This window comes from Vibrio maerlii, from assembly GCF_003415655.1.
In the GTDB taxonomy this organism is placed as follows: domain Bacteria; phylum Pseudomonadota; class Gammaproteobacteria; order Enterobacterales; family Vibrionaceae; genus Vibrio; species Vibrio maerlii.
Genome location: NZ_QRHC01000003.1, coordinates 310,548 through 335,799, shown reverse-complemented (window position 1 = coordinate 335,799; position 25,252 = coordinate 310,548). Strand labels below are relative to the sequence as shown.

The 25,252-nt window shown below is 44.3% G+C and carries 24 protein-coding genes; 18 read left to right on the top strand and 6 right to left on the bottom strand.

Annotated elements, in window-relative coordinates:
* Window positions 1-13: 13 nt before the first annotated feature.
* Both DPF91_RS05845 and metN read right to left on the bottom strand, forming a co-directional pair.
* Window positions 14-691, bottom strand: coding sequence for a methionine ABC transporter permease (locus tag DPF91_RS05845; RefSeq protein ID WP_117233503.1), 678 nt, complete (start codon window positions 689-691; stop codon window positions 14-16).
* A complete protein-coding gene (metN, locus tag DPF91_RS05840) occupies window positions 681-1,715 on the bottom strand; it encodes a methionine ABC transporter ATP-binding protein MetN (protein ID WP_117233502.1) in 1,035 nt (344 codons plus the stop codon). Before metN ends, DPF91_RS05845 begins: the two co-directional genes overlap by 11 nt.
* 212 nt (window positions 1,716-1,927) lie before the next feature.
* Between metN and gmhB the strand changes: the two genes are divergently transcribed.
* Window positions 1,928-2,482, top strand: a complete 555-nt coding sequence (gene gmhB / locus DPF91_RS05835; protein ID WP_117233501.1) for a D-glycero-beta-D-manno-heptose 1,7-bisphosphate 7-phosphatase — start codon at window positions 1,928-1,930, stop codon at window positions 2,480-2,482.
* Window positions 2,483-2,527: 45 nt separating this feature from the next.
* Complete coding sequence (locus DPF91_RS05830; protein ID WP_164684056.1) at window positions 2,528-2,878, top strand: MliC family protein; 351 nt, start codon at window positions 2,528-2,530, stop codon at window positions 2,876-2,878.
* A 74-nt stretch (window positions 2,879-2,952) separates the two neighbouring features.
* Here DPF91_RS05830 and DPF91_RS05825 read toward each other — a convergent pair whose 3' ends face one another.
* Window positions 2,953-3,552 (bottom strand): YitT family protein, encoded by a 600-nt coding sequence (locus DPF91_RS05825; RefSeq protein ID WP_117233499.1) that lies wholly within the window; start codon window positions 3,550-3,552, stop codon window positions 2,953-2,955.
* 343 nt (window positions 3,553-3,895) lie between these two features.
* Here DPF91_RS05825 and glyA point away from each other — a divergent pair, with 343 nt between their 5' ends.
* Entirely contained in the window at window positions 3,896-5,146 is a 1,251-nt protein-coding gene (glyA, locus tag DPF91_RS05820) for a serine hydroxymethyltransferase (RefSeq protein WP_117233498.1), read from the top strand.
* A gap of 467 nt (window positions 5,147-5,613) precedes the next feature.
* On the opposite strand, the gene DPF91_RS05815 is transcribed toward glyA, so the two are convergent.
* From DPF91_RS05815 to map, 3 genes are all read right to left on the bottom strand, one after another.
* Entirely contained in the window at window positions 5,614-5,997 is a 384-nt protein-coding gene (locus tag DPF91_RS05815; RefSeq protein WP_117233497.1) for a DUF3461 family protein, read from the bottom strand.
* A 131-nt stretch (window positions 5,998-6,128) separates the two neighbouring features.
* Window positions 6,129-8,753, bottom strand: a complete 2,625-nt coding sequence (glnD, locus tag DPF91_RS05810) for a bifunctional uridylyltransferase/uridylyl-removing protein GlnD (RefSeq protein ID WP_117233496.1) — start codon at window positions 8,751-8,753, stop codon at window positions 6,129-6,131.
* Between the two features lie 129 nt (window positions 8,754-8,882).
* The gene (gene map, locus DPF91_RS05805; RefSeq protein WP_117233495.1) at window positions 8,883-9,713 is read right to left on the bottom strand and encodes a type I methionyl aminopeptidase; all 831 of its coding nucleotides are present in this window, start codon (window positions 9,711-9,713) and stop codon (window positions 8,883-8,885) included.
* Window positions 9,714-10,172: 459 nt separating this feature from the next.
* Here map and rpsB point away from each other — a divergent pair, with 459 nt between their 5' ends.
* The 15 genes from rpsB to rnhB all read left to right on the top strand — a co-directional run bounded on the left by rpsB (window position 10,173) and on the right by rnhB (window position 25,243).
* Entirely contained in the window at window positions 10,173-10,907 is a 735-nt protein-coding gene (gene rpsB, locus DPF91_RS05795) for a 30S ribosomal protein S2 (RefSeq protein ID WP_117233493.1), read from the top strand.
* Between the two features lie 129 nt (window positions 10,908-11,036).
* Entirely contained in the window at window positions 11,037-11,879 is an 843-nt protein-coding gene (gene tsf, locus DPF91_RS05790; protein ID WP_117233492.1) for a translation elongation factor Ts, read from the top strand.
* A gap of 230 nt (window positions 11,880-12,109) precedes the next feature.
* Complete coding sequence (gene pyrH / locus DPF91_RS05785; RefSeq protein ID WP_117233491.1) at window positions 12,110-12,841, top strand: UMP kinase; 732 nt, start codon at window positions 12,110-12,112, stop codon at window positions 12,839-12,841.
* A gap of 81 nt (window positions 12,842-12,922) precedes the next feature.
* Window positions 12,923-13,480 (top strand): ribosome recycling factor, encoded by a 558-nt coding sequence (gene frr / locus DPF91_RS05780; RefSeq protein WP_117233490.1) that lies wholly within the window; start codon window positions 12,923-12,925, stop codon window positions 13,478-13,480.
* Between the two features lie 95 nt (window positions 13,481-13,575).
* Window positions 13,576-14,361 carry an isoprenyl transferase gene (locus DPF91_RS05775; RefSeq protein ID WP_117233489.1) on the top strand — a complete coding sequence of 262 codons (786 nt, stop codon included), beginning with the start codon at window positions 13,576-13,578 and terminating at the stop codon, window positions 14,359-14,361.
* Window positions 14,358-15,200 carry a phosphatidate cytidylyltransferase gene (locus DPF91_RS05770; protein WP_117233488.1) on the top strand — a complete coding sequence of 281 codons (843 nt, stop codon included), beginning with the start codon at window positions 14,358-14,360 and terminating at the stop codon, window positions 15,198-15,200. Before DPF91_RS05775 ends, DPF91_RS05770 begins: the two co-directional genes overlap by 4 nt.
* A gap of 78 nt (window positions 15,201-15,278) precedes the next feature.
* A complete protein-coding gene (gene ispC, locus DPF91_RS05765; RefSeq protein WP_117233487.1) occupies window positions 15,279-16,487 on the top strand; it encodes a 1-deoxy-D-xylulose-5-phosphate reductoisomerase in 1,209 nt (402 codons plus the stop codon).
* A 27-nt stretch (window positions 16,488-16,514) separates the two neighbouring features.
* Entirely contained in the window at window positions 16,515-17,873 is a 1,359-nt protein-coding gene (gene rseP / locus DPF91_RS05760) for a sigma E protease regulator RseP (protein ID WP_117233486.1), read from the top strand.
* A 48-nt stretch (window positions 17,874-17,921) separates the two neighbouring features.
* Complete coding sequence (gene bamA, locus DPF91_RS05755) at window positions 17,922-20,327, top strand: outer membrane protein assembly factor BamA (RefSeq protein ID WP_117233485.1); 2,406 nt, start codon at window positions 17,922-17,924, stop codon at window positions 20,325-20,327.
* A gap of 18 nt (window positions 20,328-20,345) precedes the next feature.
* On the top strand, window positions 20,346-20,855 hold the full coding sequence (locus tag DPF91_RS05750) for an OmpH family outer membrane protein (RefSeq protein ID WP_117233484.1): 510 nt from the start codon (window positions 20,346-20,348) through the stop codon (window positions 20,853-20,855).
* Window positions 20,856-20,861: 6 nt separating this feature from the next.
* The gene (gene lpxD, locus DPF91_RS05745; RefSeq protein ID WP_117233483.1) at window positions 20,862-21,893 is read left to right on the top strand and encodes a UDP-3-O-(3-hydroxymyristoyl)glucosamine N-acyltransferase; all 1,032 of its coding nucleotides are present in this window, start codon (window positions 20,862-20,864) and stop codon (window positions 21,891-21,893) included.
* A gap of 87 nt (window positions 21,894-21,980) precedes the next feature.
* Window positions 21,981-22,433, top strand: a complete 453-nt coding sequence (gene fabZ / locus DPF91_RS05740; RefSeq protein ID WP_117233788.1) for a 3-hydroxyacyl-ACP dehydratase FabZ — start codon at window positions 21,981-21,983, stop codon at window positions 22,431-22,433.
* A 1-nt stretch (window position 22,434) separates the two neighbouring features.
* Window positions 22,435-23,223, top strand: coding sequence for an acyl-ACP--UDP-N-acetylglucosamine O-acyltransferase (gene lpxA, locus DPF91_RS05735; protein ID WP_117233482.1), 789 nt, complete (start codon window positions 22,435-22,437; stop codon window positions 23,221-23,223).
* A gap of 242 nt (window positions 23,224-23,465) precedes the next feature.
* Window positions 23,466-24,623 (top strand): lipid-A-disaccharide synthase, encoded by a 1,158-nt coding sequence (lpxB, locus tag DPF91_RS05730; protein WP_117233481.1) that lies wholly within the window; start codon window positions 23,466-23,468, stop codon window positions 24,621-24,623.
* Complete coding sequence (gene rnhB, locus DPF91_RS05725) at window positions 24,623-25,243, top strand: ribonuclease HII (RefSeq protein WP_117233480.1); 621 nt, start codon at window positions 24,623-24,625, stop codon at window positions 25,241-25,243. The genes lpxB and rnhB overlap by 1 nt, the downstream gene beginning before the upstream one ends.
* The last annotated feature ends 9 nt before the right edge of the window (window positions 25,244-25,252 follow it).

Below are 25,252 nucleotides of genomic sequence, written 5' to 3'. Positions count from 1 at the left end.
GTTTTTATTTAAGTTATCTGTGGTCAACACGGCGAACAATTGAGTCACCGATTGATTGAATGATTTGTACCAACACGATAAGCATGACTACAGTGACAGCCATGATAACGACATCATAACGGTGGAAGCCATAACGGATTGCTACGTCACCTAAGCCACCACCGCCAACAGTCCCCGCCATCGCTGAGTAACTTACTAGAGTCACAAGGGTAATAGTGACAGAGTTAACGATGGTCGGTAATGCTTCTGGTAGCAGTACTTTGGTAATAATTTGAGTAGGCGTTGCCCCCATTGATTGAGCGGCTTCGACTAAACCTGTTGGAACTTCTAGTAGTGCACCTTCAATGAGACGGGCAACAAATGGAATCGCACCAATCGTTAGCGGTACAATGGCTGCAGTAGTACCAATAAACGTACCAATCAATAGCTTAGTTACTGGAATGATCGCAACCATCAACACTAAGAAAGGCACTGAGCGACCGATATTTACGATAGCGCCTAAAATGCTATTAAGCTTGGTGTTCTCAAGCAAGCCACCTTTTTTCGTCGTATGCAGAATAACGCCGAGTGGAATGCCCACAGCAAAACCAACAATACCTGCCACGGCAACCATGTAAATGGTTTCCCAGCTTGCTTTAAGTAGTAGGTCGCCGTTGAGGCTCAGCCATTCAGAAATCGTGTTAAAGGACATAGCCAAGTACCTCTACCTTTACATTGTGTTCGCGCAGATACTCAATTGCTGCATTATCATCTTCTTCTGAACCAAATAGCTCAGCAACCATCATTCCGAATTTTACACCACCGGCATAATCTAGGTCTGAACTCAGAATGCTTACATCGATATTAAACTTGCGAGCGATTTGGCTCATTACAGGTGCATCGACGGTCGCACCAGTAAACTCAAGACGAACAAGTGGGTAGCTGCTGTTTACACGAATCTGTTGCAGACGCTGCTGGTAATCTTCTGGAATAGAGAGATCCAGCGTTGAACGAATGAACTGGTGCGCAAGTTCTGTTTTAGGGTGTGCGAAGATTTCACCAACCGTGCCTTTTTCAACCAGCTCACCACCACCGATGATAGCGACTTCATGACAGATGCTCTTCACTACATCCATTTCATGGGTAATAAGCAGCATAGTAATGTTAAGTTTGCGGTTTATCTCTTTAAGTAACTCTAAAATTGACTGAGTAGTAGCAGGGTCGAGTGCACTGGTTGCTTCATCGCATAGCAGTACTTTTGGGTCAGATGCTAGGGCACGAGCAATTGCAACACGTTGTTTTTGACCGCCACTTAGATTTGATGGGTAGCTATCGTGTTTGTCTGCAAGACCAACAAGAGCCAATAAATCGGTCACTTTTTTAGTCAATTCAGTTTTGTCTCGTCCTGCTAGCTCTAAAGGTAGCGCAACATTTTCAAATACAGTACGAGATGAAAGTAGATTAAAGTGCTGGAAGATCATACCGATATTACGGCGCGCTTTCCCTAATTCTGATTTAGAGAGTTTAGTTAGATCTACACCATCAACGATCACTTCACCACGGGTTGGAGCCTCTAGCATGTTTACACAGCGGATAAGTGTGCTTTTCCCTGCACCAGAAGAGCCGATAACACCAAAGATAGTGCCTTGAGGAATGTGAAGATTGATATCTTTCAGGGCGTTTATTTCTTTATCGCCTTGATAGAAGACTTTGTCTACTTGGTTAATTTGAATCATGGATATGCCTGTACAGGGGAACAGAATAAAGTTTTGATCAACATCTCATTTATAGGTTGATGCTATGGTTTTCATTTTAACAAGTCAACAGATATTTTGACGTCTAGACGTCTAAAAAGATTTAACGGGGAAACGAATGTTCATATTAGAAGGTGATGTAATAAATAAAGCGTGCAATAATTAACGTGTAACTACATAAAGAGATAAGAATTTTGGCTAAACCAGCAGTTTTTTTAGATCGTGATGGCGTAATTAATGTCGATCACGGCTACGTACACGACGAGCATGATTTCGAGTACATTGATGGTGTATTTGAAGCTACAAAAGCGTTCAAGGCAATGGGATACCAATTAGTACTGGTGACGAACCAGTCTGGTATTGCTCGTGGCATGTTTAGCGAAGACCGTTTTATGTCTTTGACTCAGTGGATGGACTGGAACTTCTCGGACAATGGTGTTGATTTTGACGGTATCTATTATTGCCCACACCATGCAGAGAAAGGCATTGGCGAATACAAAATCGACTGTGATTGCCGTAAACCTAAGCCAGGGATGTTCATTTCTGCAAGAGATTTCCTGAAGATTGATATGGCTAATTCAGTGATGGTTGGCGATAAAGCAGAAGACCTAATGGCTGCTGAGGCTGCTGGTGTTGGCACTAAGATTCTTGTGCGTACCGGTAAACCTGTCACTGAAAAGGGTGAGCAGCTGGCAGATATCGTATTAGATAGCATTAAAGACGTACCGGATTACTTAAAAAGCAAATGATTCAGCTTTCTTAAGGGGCGGTGGTAACCAATGGAAGGTGAGGTCATGATGAAGAGAGCAGTAACTATTATCCTTGGTGCGATTGTACTTTCGGGTTGTACAAAGAAAGCATTTATTGATTCCGATGAGTTACCAGTAGGGCTCTCATATACTTCATATCAGTGTGAGGGAAATAAGGGGTTCCAGATTGCATTTGATGGTGATGAGTTCGCTTATCTTAATTCAAGTTCTAAAGACTATCGTTTAGCAAAGTACCCTGCAGCGTCAGGTATGAAGTACATTCTGGATGACGGAACAAAACCGCCAATTAATGGGGTAACTTTCATCGCTAAGGGAGATGATGCCAGATTGGAAGTCGGCAATATTCTTTTTAGAAATTGTACCTTAGTAAACTGATCATGAACGAATAGAAAACGGGAGCCTGCGCGGCTCCCGTTTTTTGTCGCTTTCGAGTTACATCTATTCAAGTGTTAGCTGTAGCGAACCGTATAGCGGGTAGGTTTGTGGTTCATCGCAAGTACTACATTAAGAACCAGTGCACCAATAATCGAAGCGAAGATCACCCAAGGAGTTACGAAGAAGAGTGAGGCCGCTAAGATTAGGCAGTCGATCGTTAGCTGAGTTTTTCCTACAGAGATACCCGTCTTATCTTGAATTACCAAGCACAGCACATTGAAGCCCCCTAAGCTTGAACGATGCCTAAATAGAATCAACATTCCTAATCCCATCAGAAGACCGCCAGCGATGGCGCAATACACCTCATTGACTTTATCTAGAGAGATTACTAAGTAGAGGTTGTCTGCAAAAATAGAAACCAATGCTCCCGAAATCGCACTGTTGATGGCAAACTTACTGCCGAACCTTTTCCACGCTAGTGCGTAAAAAGGTAAATTACAGACAAAGTAAAGCACACCAAAGGTAAATGGCAGGATTTGGCTCAATAGTAATGCCAGGCCTGTGGTACCTCCGGTAAGAAGATTCGCGGACTGTAAGAAGAAAACACCTTGTGCAACGAGAAAGGTTGCGGTCAGTATTGCAATAACATCTTCTTTGTGTGTATGTTTTTCCATCAGCTTAACAATTATCTATCCAAATATTGCTGCGCATAGTAGAGAAAGCTTTGTAATTACGGTAGTTTGATAGATAAATTGACAGCTAAGCTGTGTAATTAAAGTTTTACAGGGTGTAAAGCTAATAATTGACACTGTGGTCGGACTTGAATGTTGTTTCTCGATGCATTATTAGCCCTCATTGTCATTATGAAAAAACTACATAAAAAATTCTTATATTTGCTCTTTATGACCTAGATCAAATTATGTAGAATACGCGCCATTACGGTGACGAAAACGTTTGCGTTTAGTCGTTGTGTGGTTTTTTTGATACTTTCAGTAAAATCTGAGTCAGGAGATACAGATGCTTAAGCGTGATATGAACATCGCTGATTACGATGCGGACCTGTTCGCAGCTATCCAAGAAGAAACTCTTCGCCAGGAAGAACATATTGAGTTAATCGCTTCAGAAAACTACACAAGCCCACGTGTAATGGAAGCTCAAGGTTCTCAGCTTACTAACAAATATGCTGAAGGTTACCCAGGCAAGCGTTACTACGGCGGCTGTGAGTACGTTGATAAAGTTGAAACGCTAGCTATCGAGCGTGCATGTGAACTGTTCGGTGCAGAGTACGCGAACGTACAGCCTCACTCAGGCTCTCAAGCAAATAATGCTGTTTACATGGCCCTTCTAAATGCAGGCGATACCGTTCTAGGTATGAGCCTAGCACATGGTGGTCACCTGACTCACGGCTCTCCAGTAAACTTCTCTGGCAAGCTTTACAACATCATCCCTTACGGTATCGATGAAAAAGGTCAAATTGATTACGAAGAGATGGAGCGTCTAGCGGTTGAGAATAAGCCTAAGATGATCATCGGTGGTTTCTCTGCTTACTCTCAAATCTGTGACTGGGCACGCATGCGTGAAATCGCTGATAAAGTAGGTGCTTACCTATTTGTTGATATGGCACACGTAGCGGGTCTCATTGCAGCGGGTGTTTACCCGAACCCAGTACCTCATGCACACGTTGTAACAACAACGACGCACAAAACACTAGCAGGTCCTCGCGGTGGTCTAATCCTTTCTAACGAAGGTGAAGAGCTTTACAAGAAGCTGAACTCAGCTGTATTCCCTGGTGGTCAAGGTGGTCCTCTAATGCACGTAATCGCGGGTAAAGCGGTAGCATTTAAAGAAGCACTAGAACCAGAATTCAAAGAATACCAAGCACGCGTTGTTGCAAACGCAAAAGCAATGGTAGCTGAATTCCTAGCGCGCGGTTATAACATCGTTTCTGGTTCTACTGAAAACCACCTATTCCTTGTTGACCTGATCGACAAAGACATCACTGGTAAAGAAGCAGACGCAGCACTAGGTGCAGCAAACATCACAGTAAACAAGAACTCAGTACCAAACGACCCTCGTAGCCCGTTTGTTACATCAGGTATCCGCATCGGTTCACCATCGATTACTCGTCGTGGTTTCACAGAAGAAGACGCGAAAGCACTTGCTGGCTGGATGTGTGACATCCTAGATAACATGGGTGATGAGTCTGTTATCGAAGCAACCAAAGCAAAAGTATTGGAAATCTGTAAGCGTCTACCAGTTTACGCTTAATTTTTCTGGCTCAAATAGCTTAATTTCTGTGTCAAAGGTGCTCATTTACGTCCGTAAACTCCGCGCCTTTTCCTTGAACTAAAGCTATTTGATTGAAAAATACGATTTGAAAGGCTCCTGTTGGGAGCCTTTTTTGTTTTATGGCGCTAAGAGAGCGTATAAGTGTCATCATCTCCTATAGCGACGAAGGAGCGTAGTAGGAGATCTTTGCGAACGTATAATTCTAATTATTCAATCAAGCCTCGTAACACAGCGCACAAAAGGTACCTAACTCATTTATTCATCATTATTGCGGGTGACATAAAGAAGTCTATGAAATAAAAAGGGTTGACGTTTTCACGCCAACCCTCAAAATTCTAGCTCTCTAGCTCTCTAGCTCTCTAGCTCTCTAGCTCTCTAGCTCTCTAGCTCTCTAGCTCTCTAGCTCTCTAGCTCTCTAGCTCTCTAGCTCTCTAGCTCTCTAGCTTTTACTTCAACTTCTCTAGATCCGCCTCGATCTCGGCGATCTTGCTTGCCACGACTTTTTCTAAGTGACGAAGATCGGTAAGGATCTTCTGTTTAACATCCACTTCTGCCGGTTTCTGTGGTTTCGTGATCTTATTGAGTTCATCAATCACTAGAGTCAGGTTACGGTTGATCTCGGTAATATTCTTGTACTGATGGCTACCACCATCGACAAGGACACTTTTTACTTGGCGCGGGTATTTGAATTTTACGCTTTTCGCGAAAAGCTCACCCTTCTGCTTGCGGAAATAAATTTTTAGCACGTCCTTGTGAGCTTCTTGACGTAGAGAGTAACGTTCAATCTGCTCTGGTTCATTGATCCCTAATCCAGTGAGGTTTGGGTACATAAGCGACCTCTATCAGTAAGTTATGACTACTACATTCTTCAAATGTAGCAGTCTAATTATGCGCTAGATAGTGTGTAGATCAACTTCACGACCAACTTTTTATTATGGAAGTGAAGAGTTGTGGGATTGATCTAGCTAGGGCTCAATTCATCAACCGATTCCGTAAGTCTAATACGTAATTCGGTTTGTTCTTCCTCGCTTAAACGGCCACCGGTTTCACTGGTGATAATGAACAAGTCTTCTGCACGTTCACCAATAGTGGTAATTTTTGCGGCATGAATGTTCACCTTAGAATCGGCGAAGGTTGCGCCTACTTTAGCTAGTAGCCCTGGAGTATCGAGGGCTACAAACTCAACCAGTGTTTTTTTCTGACTCTTGGTCGGTATGAAGTCGACACGGGTTTTAACATTAAAGTGTTTAAGGTTTCTTGGTGCTCTGCGAACTTTCAGTTTGGTAGGGCGTCCATCGGATAATACATGAGTCAAATGTTTGATAATGGCTTCGTGCCTTGGCTCCTCAATCGGCTGACTGTTTTGGTCAAGTACCATAAAGGTGTCGAGTACAAAGCCATCCTTACTGAGCATGATTTGAGCATCATGAACATTGAGGTTGCGTCTATCTAGTTCTGCAACAACGGTTGCAAACAAGGCGGGTTGGTCTTTGCAGTACACGAATACTTCGGTCCCACCGCGCGACGGCTTTTTGCTGATGAGCACCAACGGGTGAGACGGGTCTTCTTGCGTGAGTAAATGTTGGCTATGCCATGCAATCTGCTGGTGGGTATGACGCAAGAAGTAGTCCGCTTTAAAGCGTTGCCAAAGTACTTCTATTTGACGAGCAGTGAAGCCTTCTTTCCGCAACTGTGCCGAGGCCATCTGTTGATTGTGGCGAATACGTTCACGAACATCGACAGGGTTCTCTAAACCGCGACGCAATGCTCTTTGCGTAGAATGGAATAGCTCTGCAAGTAGGGTACGTTTCCAACTATTCCAGAGTTCAGGGTTGGTGGCGCATATATCGGCAACGGTCAGGCAAACTAAGTACTCAAGGTACTCTTCGTCACGGACTTTTTTGGCGAACTCAGTAATCACATCGGGGTCGTAAATATCGCGACGCTGTGCAGTCACAGACATTAGTAAGTGGTTCTGAACTAACCAAGAGACAAGCTTAGCTTCAGGTTTTGATAAACCATGCTCAATACAGAACTCGTAAGCTTCTACAGCTCCAATCTCTGAGTGGTCACCACCTCGGCCCTTTCCAATGTCATGGAAGATCGCTGCAAGAATTAATAAGTCTTTTTTCTGAATTTTAGGGTATACTTCGCAGCATATAGGGTGCTTATCGCGGTTTTTAGCGTAACTAAAACTATTAATTTGCTTTAACAAGCGAATGCTATGCTCATCCACTGTGTAGACATGGAACAGGTCAAATTGCATTTGGCCGACAATCTGGCTCCATTGAGGTAAATAAGCGGCTAACACGCCGAGCTTGTGCATTAAGCTGAATGCTTTGTGCAGCGCATTTGGGTGGCGAACCAACTCCATGAACTTCTCTCGCGCTTCAGGTATCGTGTGTAGGAACTTATTTAGGCGGCGGCGAGCGGTTCTAAGCTGGCGCAGTGTCGCGGGAGCTACCCCCTCAATCGTAGAGTCATTGGCAATATGGATAAACATATCAAGGATGGTTTCGGGCCTTGCTTGGAATAGAGCAGGCTTGCGAGCTTCGATCAGGTGACCACGACGTTGAAAATCATTGGAAATGATTTCTGCAGGTGCAATTTCGCCTTTATTGATAATTGCTTGGTCAAATAGCTTAAGCAGCATCTTATTGAGCTCTGCAACACGACGCAGTGTTCGGTAGAACTCTTTCATCATCATCTCAACACCACGGTTACCTTCGCCAACATAACCTAGGTGTTCAGCCACATTTGACTGGTGCGCAAATGTGAGACGGTTGTCGTAGCGGCGTAAGTCGATATGCAGGGCGAAGCGGACGCGCCATAAGAAGTCCTGACATTCAACGAGCTCACGGTATTCGGCATCGGTTAAAAAACCATATTGGCTCATTTCACGCAAGCTTGTAGCGCCAAAGTGACGTCGAGCTACCCAACTCAATGTATGAATGTCTCGTAAGCCACCCGGACTGGATTTGATGTCGGGTTCGAGGTTGTAAGTGGTATCGTGGTAACGTGAATGACGTGTTTTTTGTTCATCGATTTTTGCTTTGTAGAATACGTCACTTGGCCAAAATGAGTCTGAGAGGATCACTTTATTCAAGGCATTGAATGTTTTCTCACAGCCACAAAGCAAACGTGCTTCTTGTAAGTTAGTTGCTACGGTGAGGTCCTCGCGACCAATTTCTGCACATTGGTCTATGGTGCGAACGGCGTGGCCTACTTCGAGCCTCAAATCCCAGAGTAGGGTAATGAACTCACTGACCCTCTGACCAAGTGATTCTGGAAGTGCCTTTTGTGAGACAACGAGGATATCGATATCAGATAGAGGGTGAAGCTCTCCTCGGCCGTAACCCCCAACCGCAACCAAACTGATGTGGGGTAGCTGATGGAATTCAAAGTGTTGCCACAAGCGCAATAATAGCTCATCCATATATTCAGAACGGCTAAGAACCAGGTCGGTCACTGGGTGGTGGTTTAAGAACTCTTGTTTTTGGTGTTCAGCCAAGAGTTGCAATTGCTCTCTGAGATCGTTTTGATTGATCTGTTCGGCAGTTAGGGCTGAAGGAGAAACGTATGACATACAATGCAATCCGTGCAAGCAAATAAAGGTCTGTTCAAAAGAACGAAAATTGAATTTAGCAGATAAAAAAATATCTCTGCAAGCAGAGATATTTTTCAATAGTTGTCTATTTCTTGGCTTTCCAAGAAATTATGCGTTGTGCATATGACGAGGAATGTTTTCATCACTGCGTAAAGTGAGCACTTCACAGCCGGTTTCTGTCACTAGGATAGTGTGTTCCCACTGTGCGGAGTTTTTACCGTCGCCTGTGTAAACTGTCCAGTCATCATCACCGTCGATACTACAGCCAAACTTACCCGCATTGATCATTGGTTCGATCGTAAAACACATGCCCTCTTTAAGAACGCGACGATCTGGGTTTTTGTAATGAACAACTTGTGGTTCTTCGTGGAACTCAGAACCAATACCATGACCACAGAAGTCTTTTACAATAGAGAACTTAGGCGTGACGCCCTTGATGTACTTCTGAATAGCAGTACCGATGTCACCAACCGTTGCTCCTGGTTTTACCTTCTTCATGCCGATGTATAGGCTCTCTTGCGCAACCATACACAGACGCTTGTTCGCTGGAGATACGTCACCCACGTAGAACATCTTTGAGGTATCACCGTGGTAACCATCTTTAATAACGGTGATATCGATGTTGATCACATCACCATCTTTTAGTACTGCTGGCTTCAGTTTACCCGTCGTACCCATCTCATCTTGTTCCGCAGGAATGCCGTGACAAACGATGTGGTTGATTGAAGTACAAATTGATTTAGGGAAACCGTGGTAGTTCAATGGCGCAGGGATAGCACCTTGCTCTTCAGTGATGTACTTGTGACAGATTTGGTCTAACTCTTCAGTCGTTACACCGACTTTTACATAAGGTTCGATCATCTCTAAAACGTCAGCAGCAAGTTTACCTGCTACGCGCATTTTTTCGATTTCATCTGCTGTTTTGATTTTGATAGACATCGACTTTCTCAATTAAATATCTGGTAATTGCTTTTATTCTAACAACGACAGGCGTAAGCGCAATTGTTTATCCCCTTCATATTTGAAGCTGCAGCGTTGTTGACTGCGTCAATTCACCCTAATCACATAGCAAACTATGCTCATAGGGCTGAATTTTCTTGTCGCCTAGCTGCAGCACCAACTATTTTGGGGATAAGCATTGTTGTTAATCTGACGTCCATTCTAGTCGGTGAATTCGAAAAATTACTGGCAAGTAAAGTGGTTTTTATGGTATAAAGCGCGCCGGAAGCTAAAGACTGTTCTCTCCACTTGGCGAAGCTGGCTTTGCTCCACTTACTTATATCTTTAAATCACACACATTCCGACACATGTTCCGGGGTGCTCCAAGTATCTTATTTCGATACTTAGGGGTCGGATTCATGGGGAGTGTGGAGGCCTAACCCCATAGAGGATTTTAAAATGGCAACTGTATCAATGCGCGATATGCTGAAAGCTGGTGTTCACTTCGGTCACCAAACTCGTTACTGGAACCCAAAAATGAAGCCATTCATCTTTGGTGCTCGTAACCGCGTTCACATCATTAACCTAGAAAAAACTGTACCAATGTTCAACGAAGCTCTAGCTGAGATTGCTAAAGTTGGCGAGAAAAAAGGTAAAGTTCTATTCGTAGGTACTAAGCGCGCTGCATCTGAAGCTGTTAAAGAAGCTGCTATCGCAAGCAACCAATTCTACGTTAACAACCGCTGGTTAGGCGGTATGCTAACAAACTACAAAACTGTTCGTCAGTCAATCAAGCGTCTAAAAGATCTTGAAGCACAATCTCAAGACGGTACTTTTGAGAAGCTAACTAAGAAAGAAGCTCTAATGCGTACTCGCGAAATGGAGAAGCTAGAGAAATCTCTTGGTGGTATCAAAGACATGGGCGGCCTACCAGACGCTCTATTCGTAATCGACGCTGATCACGAACACATCGCAGTTAAAGAAGCAAACAACCTAGGTATCCCAGTATACGCTGTTGTTGATACTAACTCTGACCCAGATGGCGTTGACTACATCATCCCAGGTAACGATGACGCAATCCGCGCAGTACAACTATACCTAAACGCTGCAGCTTCTGCAGTGACTGAAGGTCGTAACAAAGACGTTGCAGCAGTTGCTACTGAAAAAGACGGTTTTGTAGAAGAAGCTGAGTAATAGCGGCTCTGCTGAAACTTAGTTAAGTCATGTCATATGGCTCACATAAAAACTAAGTTATAGTTAGTAACAGGGGCCCAGAATTAGGCCCCTGATTTTTACCAATTGAATCAACTTGAGGAATAGAGAATGGCTGTTACTGCTGCTCTAGTTAAAGAACTGCGCGACCGTACTGGCGCAGGCATGATGGACTGTAAGAAGGCGCTGAACGAAACAAACGGCGACATCGAACTAGCAATCGAAAACATGCGTAAATCAGGTGCTGCTAAAGCTGCTAAGAAAGCAGGTAACGTAGCTGCTGAAGGCGCAATCATCATCAAAGAAGAAAACGGTGTAGCTGTTCTTCTTGAAGTTAACTGTCAAACTGATTTCGTTGCTAAAGATGCTAGCTTCACTGCGTTCGCAGAAGAAGTTGCAGCTGACGCTCTAGCGACTAAAGCAACTGCTGAAGAGCTACAAGCTAAATTCGAGGAAACTCGTGTTGCTCTAGTTGCTAAAATCGGTGAAAACATCAACATCCGTCGCGTACAATACGTTGAAGGCGAAGCTATCTCTACTTACCGTCACGGTGAGAAGATCGGTGTTGTTGTTGCTGGTGCTGGTGATGCAGAAACTCTTAAGCACGTTGCAATGCACGTTGCTGCTTCTCGTCCTGAGTTCGTTAACCCAGAAGACGTACCTGCAGACGTAGTAGAAAAAGAGAAAGCTGTTCAAGTTGAAATCGCAATGAACGAAGGCAAGCCTGCAGAAATCGCTGAGAAGATGGTTGTTGGTCGCATGAAGAAGTTCACTGGCGAAATCTCTCTAACAGGTCAAGCGTTCGTAATGGAGCCTAAGAAATCTGTTGGCGAAATCCTAAAAGAGCGCGGCGCTGCTGTAACTACTTTCGTTCGTCTAGAAGTAGGCGAAGGCATCGAGAAAGCTGCAGAAATGAGCTTTGCTGATGAAGTAGCAGCTGTACAAAAAGGTTAATCCTTAGCGTATTAGTTGATGATAAGGACCGTGGCAATCGCTGCGGTCTTTTTACGATTAGCGAGCAAACGATTAATCGTGATGAATGGGTATTAGTTTCTAGAAGCTAGTACCTAGTATCTAGAAATTGGAACCTAGAAGACTCTAGGAACTAGGTACTAGGAACTTTAATCTAGTTACTCATATCTATTCATGACTGTTAATCATCAATACTCTGGAAGGTAAACTCCATGACTACAAACCCAAAACCAGTATATCAACGTATTCTGTTAAAACTGAGCGGTGAAGCACTTCAAGGTGAAGAAGGCTTCGGTATTGACCCAACAATCTTGGACCGTATGGCTCAAGAAGTGAAGGAACTGGTTGAGTTAGGTGTACAAGTAGGTGTAGTTATCGGTGGTGGTAACTTGTTCCGTGGTGCTGGCCTTGCAGAAGCAGGTATGAACCGCGTTGTTGGTGACCACATGGGTATGCTAGCAACAGTAATGAATGGTCTTGCTATGCGTGATGCACTGCACCGTGCATACGTAAACGCTCGTGTTATGTCTGCGATCCCTCTAAAAGGCGTGTGTGATGACTACAACTGGGCGGATGCGATTTCTCAACTTCGTCAAGGTCGTGTAGTGATCTTCTCTGCGGGTACAGGTAACCCATTCTTCACAACTGACTCTGCTGCATGTCTACGCGGTATCGAAATCGAGGCTGATGTAGTTCTAAAAGCAACGAAAGTTGATGGCGTATTTACTGCAGACCCAGTAGCAAACCCAGACGCAGAGTTGTATGATAAGCTTTCTTACAACAGTGTTCTTGAAAAAGAGCTGAAAGTAATGGACTTGGCTGCATTTACGCTTGCTCGTGATCACAAAATGCCAATCCGTGTATTTAACATGAACAAGCCAGGCGCACTACGCCGCGTGGTTATGGGTGAAGCAGAAGGTACACTAATCAGCGAAGCTGAGTAATCTGCAAGTATTGGGCAGCAGACATTTAGTGCTGTTGCCGACCCCATCTCTTGGAATTAAGAATAAAATCAAGGTGAAATCGTGATTAACGAAATCAAACAAGACGCTCAAGAGCGTATGGACAAAAGCGTTGAAGCGCTAAAGAACAGCCTTCTAAAAATCCGTACAGGTCGTGCACACCCAAGCCTTCTAGCGGGTATTTCTGTTGAGTACTACGGTGCTCCAACTCCCCTAAACCAAGTTGCAAACGTAGTAGCAGAAGATGCGCGTACTCTTGCAATTACTGTGTTTGATAAAGAGCTGACTCCACTTGTTGAAAAAGCGATCATGATGTCTGACCTAGGCCTAAACCCTATGTCTGCTGGCACTGTCATTCGCGTTCCACTTCCACCGCTAACGGAAGAACGTCGTAAAGACCTAGTTAAGATCGTTCGCGGTGAAGCTGAAGGCGGTCGCGTTGCTATCCGTAACATCCGTCGTGATGCAAACGGTGATCTAAAAGCACTTCTAAAAGATAAAGAAATCTCTGAAGACGAAGATCGTAAAGCGCAAGACGAGATTCAAAAGCTAACTGACGCTGCTGTTAAGAAAGTAGATGAAGTTCTAGCGACTAAAGAAAAAGAGTTGATGGAAGTTTAATTTCTCAACTATTAGATCGTAGAAAGGCGTTGTGTTTCGGCACAACGCTTTTTTTATGCTATGATTCATGCCCTTAATAATCACCTCTATAATCTATGCAAAACTCTCAAGCCTTAGCTGAATCTTTACCAAAACATATTGCTGTTATTATGGATGGCAATGGCCGTTGGGCAAAAAGCCAAGGGAAGCCAAGAGTCTTTGGTCATAAACACGGTGTACAAGCAGTACGTAAAACCATTCGCTCAGCGGCGAAAATGGGTATCCAAGCCGTGACTTTATTTGCGTTCAGTAGTGAAAACTGGCGTCGTCCTGAAGAAGAAGTTGGCTTGTTAATGGAGCTGTTTATTTCAGTTCTATCTAGCGAGGTGAAGAAGCTTTATAAGAACAATCTTCGTTTGAGAATTATTGGCGATAAGAGTCGTTTTAGCGAGCGTCTACAACGCAAGATTGAAGAAGCGGAAAAGCTAACGGCGACCAACAGCGGCATGGTCATCAATATTGCCGCTAACTACGGCGGTAAATGGGATATCACTCAGGCAGTGAAGAGTATTTCTCACAAAGTAGCACAGGGTGAAATTAGCGTTGACTCAATTGATGAAGATTTGATCACCTCTGAGTTAACGATGTCTGATATTCCAGAAGTTGATTTGCTTATTCGCACCAGTGGAGAATGCCGAATAAGCAACTTTATGCTGTGGCAGTTAGCGTATGCTGAGATGTACTTCACTCCTGTTTTTTGGCCAGATTTTGGTGAAGATAGCTTGATAGAGGCTGTAACTTGGTTTGTTGAACGAGAACGTCGTTTTGGTGCGACTGGTGAACAAATAAAAGAATTAATGGAGCAAAGAGCCTCTATGAACAAAAAGGATAGCTCGGTTTGAAACAGAGAATAATTACCGCCCTGATCTTAGCACCGTTAGTTATGTTGGGGATTTTCGAACTATCATTGCCAATGTTTATCGTAATGCTCGCAGCGATCTCGATGCTTGGTTTCTGGGAATGGACTCAGTTCGTTGAATCCAAGTCTCGAATGGCAGCTTTAGTGCCAGCAACTTTGGTCGGTGCGATCAGTTTATTTGTCATCCCTTTCGACGCACTTAACCTTAATATGCTATCTAACGCGCACTATGCAGTTTTGACTGTTGGTGTGATCTGGTGGGTTGCCGCGAGTTGGTTAGCGATTACTTACCCTAATTCTACCCCTATTTGGAAGAACTCCAAGTTACTTCGCCATGCCTTCGGTATTTTGACTTTGTTACCATTCTTCTGGAGTGTGGTCATGCTGCGTGCTGAAAACGTTCAGCTGGATCCGTACCATGGTGCACGCTTGGTGTTGTTTGTTTGTTTCTTGGTCTGGGCTGCAGACAGTGGTGCTTATTTCGCTGGAAAAAGCTTCGGTAAACGCAAGATGGCGCCGAAAGTGAGTCCAAATAAGACGATCGAAGGCTTAGTAGGCGGTATCATTGCAGCATTAGTTGTAGGTTGGTTTACTGCCGGTTGGTTTGATATCCACTTCACAAGCGCTTGGTCTATGATTGTGATTACTCTCGCTACGGTCGTGATATCGGTATTAGGAGACTTGGTCGAAAGTATGTTTAAGCGCGTTTCTGGTATCAAAGACAGCAGCAATTTGATTCCTGGTCATGGTGGTATCCTAGATCGTATTGATAGCCTGACTGCTGCTTTCCCTGTGTTTGCTCTTCTATACTTCTTATTCTAAGCAAAACGTTTTCCGTTTCTTCGATGAATTCTTGTAGGAGTGGTGTATTGCCACTCCTTATACGATGGTCTCTAGCCGATGAAAAACATAACGATTCTTGGTGCAACAGGTTCTATTGGATCTAGCACCCTTAAAGTTATCGCAGAAAATCGCGATCAATTTTCTGTATTTGCACTCAGTGCAGCAACCAACGTCGATAAGATGGTAAAGCTGTGTTGTGAATGGAATCCGCAATTTGCAGTGATGCATGATGATGCTGCTGCTAACGTATTAGCCGCTCGCTTGGCTGAAAAACAAATCTCAACCGAGGTTTTGTCTGGTGTGGATGGTGCAAGCGCTGTCGCTAGTCATAATGAGGTTGATATGGTTATGGCGGCGATTGTTGGTGCAGCTGGCTTGGTACCAACGATGGCAGCAGTAAAAGCAGGCAAAAGGATCTTGTTAGCAAATAAAGAAGCCTTAGTTATGTCTGGGCAGCTATTTATCGATGCAGTGAAAGAGCGTGGCGCTGAGCTTCTGCCAGTAGATAGTGAGCACAATGCGATCTTTCAATGCTTAAATGCTCAACTGCAAACCACGCTTGGTGCTTGCGATTTGGCAGGGCAAGGCGTCTCGTCAATTTTATTGACCGGTTCAGGTGGTCCTTTCCGCTATAGTGACATTGAAACTCTAGAAGCAGTGACTCCAGAACAAGCCGTTGCTCATCCAAACTGGTCAATGGGACCAAAGATTTCGGTAGACTCAGCTACAATGATGAACAAAGGTTTAGAGTATATCGAAGCTAAATGGCTATTTAACGCCTCACGTGAGCAGTTAAAGGTCATCATCCACCCTCAATCAGTAATCCACTCGATGGTGCAATACATTGATGGCTCAGTGCTGGCGCAAATGGGTGAACCTGACATGTGTACCCCAATTGCCCTGACGCTCTCTTACCCTGATCGAGTTGCATCTAGTGTCGCACCGTTAGACTTTACCAAAGTCGGAGAGCTGACCTTCATCGAGCCAGACTATCAGCGATACCCTTGCTTAAAACTGGCGATTGATGCTTGTTATGAAGGGCAGCACGCCACAACTGCGTTGAACGCAGCGAATGAAGTTGCCGTTGATGCATTCTTGAACAAGGTGATCCGATTTACTGATATTGCTCGAATAAATGCTAAAGTGACAGAAAAAGTATGTCAGGATTTCAACGCGAGCGATGCGAATAGCTTGGAAAGCATATTGTCACTCGATAGAATGGCGCGAGAGCTGGCACAGAGTGCTATCGCAGAAATGAACGCATAACGCACTTATCTTCAGGAAGCTTTAATAATGACAGGTATCTTATGGAACTTGGGCTCGTTTATTGTTGCCCTTGGTATCTTAGTCGCAGTGCATGAGTTTGGACACTTTTGGGTCGCACGACGCTGCGGTGTTCGTGTTGAAAAGTTTTCCATCGGCTTTGGTAAGTCTATCTGGTCTAAAGTGGGCAAAGATGGCACGGAATACAGCGTCTCTATCATTCCATTGGGTGGCTACGTTAAGATGCTTGATAGCCGTGTTGACGACATTTCTGAGCAAGAAAAATCACAAGCATTCGATCATAAAAAGTTATGGCAGCGAGTGGCAATTGTAGGTGCAGGACCAGCTTTTAACTTCTTCTTTGCGGTTTTTGCCTACTGGCTTGTATTCCTTATTGGTGTTCCAGCTGTAAAGCCTGTAATTGGTGAAGTAACGCCCAACTCAATTGTTGCCGAAGCAGGAATTGAAACTGGGATGGAACTAAAGAGCATTTCAGGAATCAAAACGCCAGATTGGGAATCTGTCAATATGGGTTTGATATCCCATATTGGAGATCAGACCCTTACACTAACCGCCTCTTCTAATACTGAAATTGGTTCAGAGCAGACTTACACTCTCGACATTTCTCAATGGCAGTTTGATCCAGAGAAAGAGTCAGCGATGTCTGCGCTTGGTTTTTTGCCGTACAGCCCTGAAATCTTCTTAACTCTACAAACTGTCGGTGAAGGCAGTCCGGGTGAGCAAGCAGGTCTTCAGTCAAATGACACTATTGTCGCGGTCAATGACGACACCTTGGGAGAGTGGACGGAGCTTGTGGAAGTGATTCGCAATAGTCCAAATCAAGCACTGAACTTAACGGTTGAGCGTGATGGAGCACAAAGAAATGTGACATTGACGCCAATGTCTCGAGAGTTAGCGGATGGCAGTGTGGTAGGCTTTGCTGGTATTGCTCCGCAAGTAGGAGAGTGGCCTGAAAGCTATCGCTTTGAAATGCAGTATGGATTATTCGCTGCGATTCCAAAGGCCATAGAGAAAACTGGACAAATTATCAACCTAACGATCAGTATGCTGAAGAAGCTTATCGTTGGGCATGTTGGTCTTGAGAACTTAAGCGGACCAATTTCAATAGCAAAAGGAGCGGGTACTACGGCTGATTATGGCCTGGTTTACTTCCTCGGCTTCTTGGCATTGATCAGTGTGAACTTGGGGATAATAAATTTAGTGCCACTGCCTATGTTAGATGGTGGTCACCTGATGTTTTTTGCAATAGAAGCAATTATTCGCCGTCCTGTACCAGAGAAGGTGCAAGAGGTGGGTTACAGAGTGGGTGGTGCTATCATCTTCTCTTTAATGGCTATTGCAATATTTAATGATTTTACTCGCCTGTGATTTGTATCGCGTTAGGCATTAGTTGTAGCAAGGAATAATCGAATCCATATGGCGATTAAGCAATTACTGTTTACCTCTCTTTTGGCCACAAGCCTTACGGTAAACGGTGCAGAGAGTTTTGTTGTTCAAGACATAAAAATTGAAGGCTTACAGCGTGTAGCACTGGGTGCCGCGCTATTAAAAATTCCGGTAAGGGTTGGCGATACTGTCGGCTCGCAGGATGTGTCTGAGATCATCCGCGCTCTTTATAGTTCAAGTAACTATGAAAATGTTGAAGTATTGCGTGATGGCAATGTATTGGTTGTGCGTGTTCAAGAGCGCCCAACCATCGCGAGCATCTCTTTCTCTGGCAACAAAGCGATTCAAGAAGAACAATTACAACAAAACCTGGATGCATCTGGCGTACGTGTAGGTGAGGCGCTGGACCGCACTGCACTGAGCAACATTGAGAAAGGTCTTGAGGATTTTTACTACAGTGTTGGTAAATACAATGCGACAGTAAAAGCGGTTGTTACTCCGCTTCCTCGTAATCGTTCTGACCTAAAGTTTGTTTTCACTGAAGGTGTTTCTGCGAAGATTCAACAGATCAACTTTATCGGCAACAAAGTTTATTCTGATGCTGAACTGTTATCTCGTTTTAACCTCAATGTGGATGTTGCTTGGTGGAACTTCCTTGCGGACGATAAATATCAGAAGCAGGTACTAGCGGGTGATATCGAAGCACTGACCTCTTACTACCTTGACCGCGGTTACTTGAAGTTCAAAGTCGACTCAACACAAGTTGCGATTTCACCAGATAAGAAGGGCGTTTACATCACTCTTGGTCTGGATGAGGGTGAGCAATATACCGTCAATGATGTTCAGTTCCGTGGAGAATTGATCGGAAAAGAAGAAGAGTTTAAAAACATGAACCCGTTTGAGAAGGGTGATGTTTATAACGGTTCTTCCGTGACTGGTTTAGAAGAAGGTGTGAAGCGCGTACTTGGTGAAGCAGGTTATGCCTACCCTAATGTCCGTACTATCCCAGAGTTCGACGACGAGAAGAAAGAAGTTAATCTAGTAGTTAGCGTAGAAGCGGGTAGCCGTATCTATGTGCGTGACATTCGTTATACCGGTAACAACCTAACCAAAGATGAAGTACTTCGTCGTGAGATGCGTCAGATGGAAGGCAGCTGGTTGAACTCAAAAGCGATAGAAACCAGTAAAGCGCGTCTTAACCGTCTTGGCTTCTTTGAAACGGTAGATGTGCAAACGGTTCGTGTACCGGGTACGGATGACCAAGTAGACCTAGTTTACAATGTGAAAGAGGCGAACTCTGGTAGCATCAACTTCGGTGTCGGCTATGGTACTGAGTCTGGTGTCAGCTTCCAGGTTGGTCTGCAACAAGATAACTTCCTTGGTAGTGGTGACCGCGTTGGTGTCAGCGCAATGATGAACGACTACCAGAAAAACGTAAGCTTCGACTATCGTGACCCATATTGGAACCTCGATGGTGTGAGTCTTGGTGGTAAAGTTTTCTATAACGAATTCGAAGCATCTGAAGCGGGTATTATCGACTATACCAATACCAGCTACGGTACGAGCTTGACATGGGGTTTTCCATTCGATGAGCTGAACTTCTTCGAATTTGGTGTTGGGTATACTCACAATACGATCGGTAATGTTCCTGAATATGTTCAAGCAGACAAGTTTGTTCGCAGTATTGGGCAAGAAGATGAAGATGAACTAAATATCAATGACTTTGATGTCAGCATTACTTGGACGCGAAACAACCTGAACCGTGGTTACTTCCCAACGGCCGGTAATCACCAACGAGCATCTTACAAGATCACAGTTCCGGGCTCTGACGCTCAGTATTTTAAAGCGCAATATGATGTAAGGCAGTATGTTCCATTAACGAAAAAACATGAGTTTACGCTATTGATGCGTGGTCGATTAGGATATGGTAATGGTTATGGCCAGACGGATGGTAATGACAACCTGTTCCCGTTTTATGAAAACTACTATGCGGGTGGTTTTACTTCATTGCGTGGTTTTGGCTCTAACTCCGTTGGCCCAAGAGCTGTATATGAGGGAAGTACATTTAACAATCCGACCCATGAGTCAGTAACCGACGACTCGGTGGGGGGCAATGCGGTGGCTCTAGCGAGCTTAGAATTGATAGTACCAACACCGTTCGCATCTGATGAAGTACGTAGTCAGATTCGTACCAGTCTCTTTATGGATGCTGCTAGTGTTTGGGATACTGAATTTGATTATCGTGAACAAGATTTGATCGGAAATGATTTGTATTACGATTACAGTGACCCAACAAATTTCCGTGCATCTTACGGTGCGGCATTACAGTGGATTTCTCCAATGGGACCTTTGGTGTTCTCTGTGGCGAAACCAATAAAAAGTTACGAAGGTGATGACGAAGAATTCTTCACTTTCACTATCGGAAGAACCTTCTAATTATTTAAGGAAACAATTTTGAAAAACATGATGAAAACTGCGGGCCTATGCCTACTACTATTAAGCTCTTCAATGATGGCTACCGCGGCAGAAGCAGCGCAGAAAGTTGGTTACATTAACACTGCACAGGTTTTCCAAGCGCTTCCACAGCGTGAAGTTGTTCTGCAAAAAATGCAGGAAGAGTTCAAAGATAAAGCTGATGAGCTAAAAGCAATTCAGGCTGATGCAAAAACGAAGATCGAAAAGCTTAAGCGTGATGGCGAGCTAATGAGTCCAGATGATGTTCAGAAGCTACGTGTTGAGATTGCAGAGCTAGACAGCAAGTACAAGATCAAGGGTCAAGCACTTGAACAAGCATCTGCTCGTCGCGAAGCTCAAGAGAAGCAGAAGCTCTTCATGCAAATTCAAGAAGCGGTAGAGAAAGTAGCAGAGAAAGAAGGCTACGATATCATCATTGATATCCAAACGATGCAGTACGGCAAGCCTGAATTTAATATCTCTGAAAAAGTTATCAACCAACTTAAATAATTGATTATGACAGCAATCACTCTAGCCGAATTGGCAACTATTACTGGTGGCGAGCTTCATGGTGACGCACAAGCGACAGTGACTATGGTTGCCCCAATGGACAAAGCTCAAGAAGGTCATGTGACTTTCTTGTCTAACCCTAAGTATGCTAAACACCTAGCAGAGTGTCGTGCGACTTTAGTTATGGTTAAGGAAGCACAAAAAGACTTTTGTACGGGTAATGCGCTGGTTGTGGACGACCCTTATGTTGCCTTCGCTAAGGTGGCACAAGCTCTAGACACAACGCCTTCACCAGCGACCGAAATCGCCCCTTCAGCCGTTATTTCAACTCAAGCAACCTTGGGAGAGAATATCTCTGTAGGTGCAAATGCAGTTATCGAAGACGGTGTAGTTCTAGGTGATAACGTCGTGATTGGTGCCGGTTGCTTTATCGGTAAAAACGCTAAGATTGGCAATAATACTAAACTTTGGTCAAACGTGAGCATCTATCACGAGGTGTCTCTCGGCACTGATTGTCTGATTCAAGCCAACACGGTTATCGGCTCAGACGGCTTTGGCTACGCGAACGAAAAAGGGGAGTGGATTAAGATCCCTCAGCTTGGCTCTGTTCGCATTGGTAATCGGGTTGAAATTGGTTCTTGTACCACTGTCGATCGTGGTGCTCTAGATGACACCATCATTGAAGATAACGTCATCATCGATAACCAAATACAGATCGCTCATAACGTACAGATCGGATATGGTACGGCTATGGCTGGTGGTACAGTGGTGGCTGGCAGTACTAAAATTGGTAAGTACTGCATTATTGGCGGCGCAACGGTGATCAATGGCCATATCGAGATTGTAGATGGTGTGACCATTACGGGTATGGGCATGGTAATGCGTAGTATTGCAGAGAAGGGCATGTACTCATCAGGTATCCCTCTTCAGCCGAACAAAGAGTGGCGCAAGACTGCAACGCGCGTTCATCGTATCGATGAGATGAACAAGCGATTGAAAGCCGTTGAGAAACAGCTAGAAGAGAAACCGGAAGCGTAACCGCATTTTCTTTTAAAAAAGGCCTGCAAACTGCGGGCCTTTTTCGTCTATAATCCCAAGATACATATAGATAACAGGAACATGACTTTGACTACTGAAAATAAGACGATGAACATCACTGAGATCCAAGAGCTTCTACCTCATCGCTACCCATTTCTATTAATTGATCGCGTAATTGACTTTGAAGAAGCAAAGACACTTACTGCAATTAAGAATGTTTCTGTTAATGAACCACAATTCACCGGTCACTTTCCACAGCTTCCAGTATTTCCAGGTGTGTTGATTCTTGAAGCAATGGCTCAAGCAACAGGTCTACTTGCCTTCAAATCATTTGGTGCACCAGCTGAGAATGAACTTTACTACTTTGCTAGTGTTGATAACGCCAAGTTCCGTAAGCCGGTTGTCCCAGGTGATCAATTGATTATCGAAGTGGAGTTCATCAAAGATCGCCGTGGCATCGCTCTATTTAACGGTGTGGCAAAAGTGGATGGTGATGTGGTGTGTTCTGCTGAGCTAAAATGTGCACGTCGAGAGTTCTAATATGATTCATGAAACTGCTCAAGTTCACCCGTCAGCGGTGATCGAAGGTGAGGTAACGATTGGTGCTAACACTATCGTCGGCCCATTTACCTACATCTCAGGCAACATCACTATCGGTGAAGGCAATGAAATTATGTCTCACGTGGTGATCAAAGGTCACACGACTATCGGCAACGAGAACCGTATCTTCCCTAATGCAGTCGTTGGTGAAGAAAACCAAGACAAGAAATATGGTGGTGAAGACACTACGGTTGTGATTGGTGATCGTAACGTGATTCGTGAAGCGGTACAGATTCACCGCGGCACAGTGCAAGACAAGGCAACTACCGTAATCGGTAACGACAACTTATTGTGTGTGAATGCACACGTTGCTCATGATGTTATCGTTGGCAATCACACGCACATTGGTAACAATGCGATTCTTGGTGGCCACGTTACTGTCGGTGATTACGCTGGCGTGATGGCACTCTCTGCGATTCACCCATTCTGTCACATTGGTGCGTACTCGTACATTGGCGGTTGTTCTGCCGTAGTACAAGACGTATTACCTTATGTGCTGGCACAAGGTAACCATGCCACTCCTTTTGGTCTGAACTTAGTTGGCTTGAAGCGTAATGGTTTTGAGAAACCTGAGATTCGTGCGTTGCAAAAAGCGTACAAAGAACTTTACCGCTCAGGCAAAACCTTGGAAGAAGCGAAAGAGTCTTTGATTGAGATGGCACAAGAGTTTGACGCAGTTAAACCAATGCTTGAGTTGTTAGAAAAATCTGAGCGTGGCATTATTCGCTAAAAGAATACTGTAACCAAATTAGAAAGATCGCTTACTTAATGGCGATCTTTTTCTGTTTTAATACCAGTTGCATTAATTAAATGTTCAGAAAATTGCGTAGGAAAAATCGCTTAGAACAAGGCAAAGATTGAAGCTAGCTAGTTGTCCTACCTACAAAATCTTTAACGTAGTTATCAGTGATTTTAACAAGCAAAAATGACCAGATAATTGATGTAATTGGTATAAACCATAGGGAATTAACCATGACGCGACCACTAAGAATCGGAATTGTTGCTGGTGAATTATCTGGGGATACCCTAGGTGAAGGCTTCATTAAAGCGCTCAAAGAGCAATACCCAGATGCAGAGTTCGTCGGTATTGGTGGACCTAAGATGAAGGCTTTAGGATGCGAATCTCTTTTTGATATGGAAGAGCTCGCCGTCATGGGGTTGGTTGAGGTATTGGGTCGCCTTAAGCGCTTGCTACATGTAAAGGCTGAGCTTGTACGTTACTTCAAACAAAATCCACCCGATGTGTTTGTTGGTATTGATGCTCCGGACTTTAATTTAAGATTAGAGAAAGACTTAAAGAAAGCCGGAATAAAAACCGTCCACTATGTGAGTCCTTCTGTTTGGGCGTGGCGTCAAAAACGTATCTATGGCATTGCAGAGGCGACCAATCTGGTACTCGCATTTCTGCCTTTTGAAAAGGCTTTTTACGACAAGTTTAATGTCCCTTGTGAATTTGTTGGGCACACATTGGCTGACGCGATTCCGCTCCACTCAGAGAAAGCACCCGCTCGTGAGTTATTGAACCTAGAGCAAAACAAAAAATGGTTAGCCGTCCTTCCAGGAAGCCGAGGCAATGAGCTAAAAATGCTATCGAAGCCATTCATCGAAACTTGCCAACAGCTCAATAAGAAATACCCAGATTTAGGCTTTGTGGTGGCTCTGGTTAATCAAAAACGCCGGGAGCAATTTGAACAAGCGTGGCAAGAGTATGCTCCAGAGCTTGATTTCAAATTGGTCGATGACACGGCTCGTAACGTCATTACGGCTTCTGACGCTGTCCTACTAGCCTCAGGAACAGTGGCGTTGGAGTGTATGTTGCTGAAACGTCCGATGGTGGTGGGTTATAACGTCAACGCAATAACCGCATTTATCGCTCGCCGCTTAGTAAAAACTAAGTATGTTTCTCTGCCTAATATCCTTGCTGATGAAGAATTGGTGAAGGAATTTATTCTGGAAGAATGTATACCGGAAAATTTCTTTAACGAGATCGTTCGACTATTTGAAGGTGGTGGAGACTCTATGATCGAGCGTTTCGAAGATATGCACCACTGGATCCGTAAAGGTGCAGACAAACAAGCAGCGGATGCGGTACTAAATTTGATTGGAATGAAGATAGTAGGAAACCAATAATGGCTGCAGAAAAAAAAGAACTTCCACCATTTGAATACCCACAGGGTTACCAGAGAATTGCCGGTGTTGATGAGGTCGGTCGTGGTCCGTTGGTCGGTGATGTTGTTACCGCTGCTGTGATCTTGGACCCGAATAACCCAATTGAAGGGCTTAATGACTCTAAGAAGCTCTCAGAAAAGAAACGTTTGGCTCTATTGCCAGAGATCAAAGAAAAAGCGTTGGCATGGTCAGTAGGTCGTTGCTCACCGGAAGAGATTGATGAGCTTAATATCCTGCAAGCGACCATGGTAGCAATGCAGCGTGCGATTGCCGGTTTGTCTGTTCAACCTGACCTTGCACTTATAGATGGTAACCGAGTTCCAGAGTTACCGATGGATGGTGTCGCGGTAGTCAAAGGTGACTTGCGTGTCGCTGAAATCAGTGCCGCTTCGATTATTGCCAAGGTAGTTCGTGACCAAGAGATGGAAGAGCTTGACAAAGAATACCCTCAATTTGGTTTTGCTAAACATAAAGGCTATCCAACCAAAGCGCATTTTGAAGCGATTGAGCAACATGGCGTGATAGAACAGCACCGTAAGAGCTTTAAACCCGTTAAACGTGCGCTAGGCTTACTCGATTAAGCCTAGCTA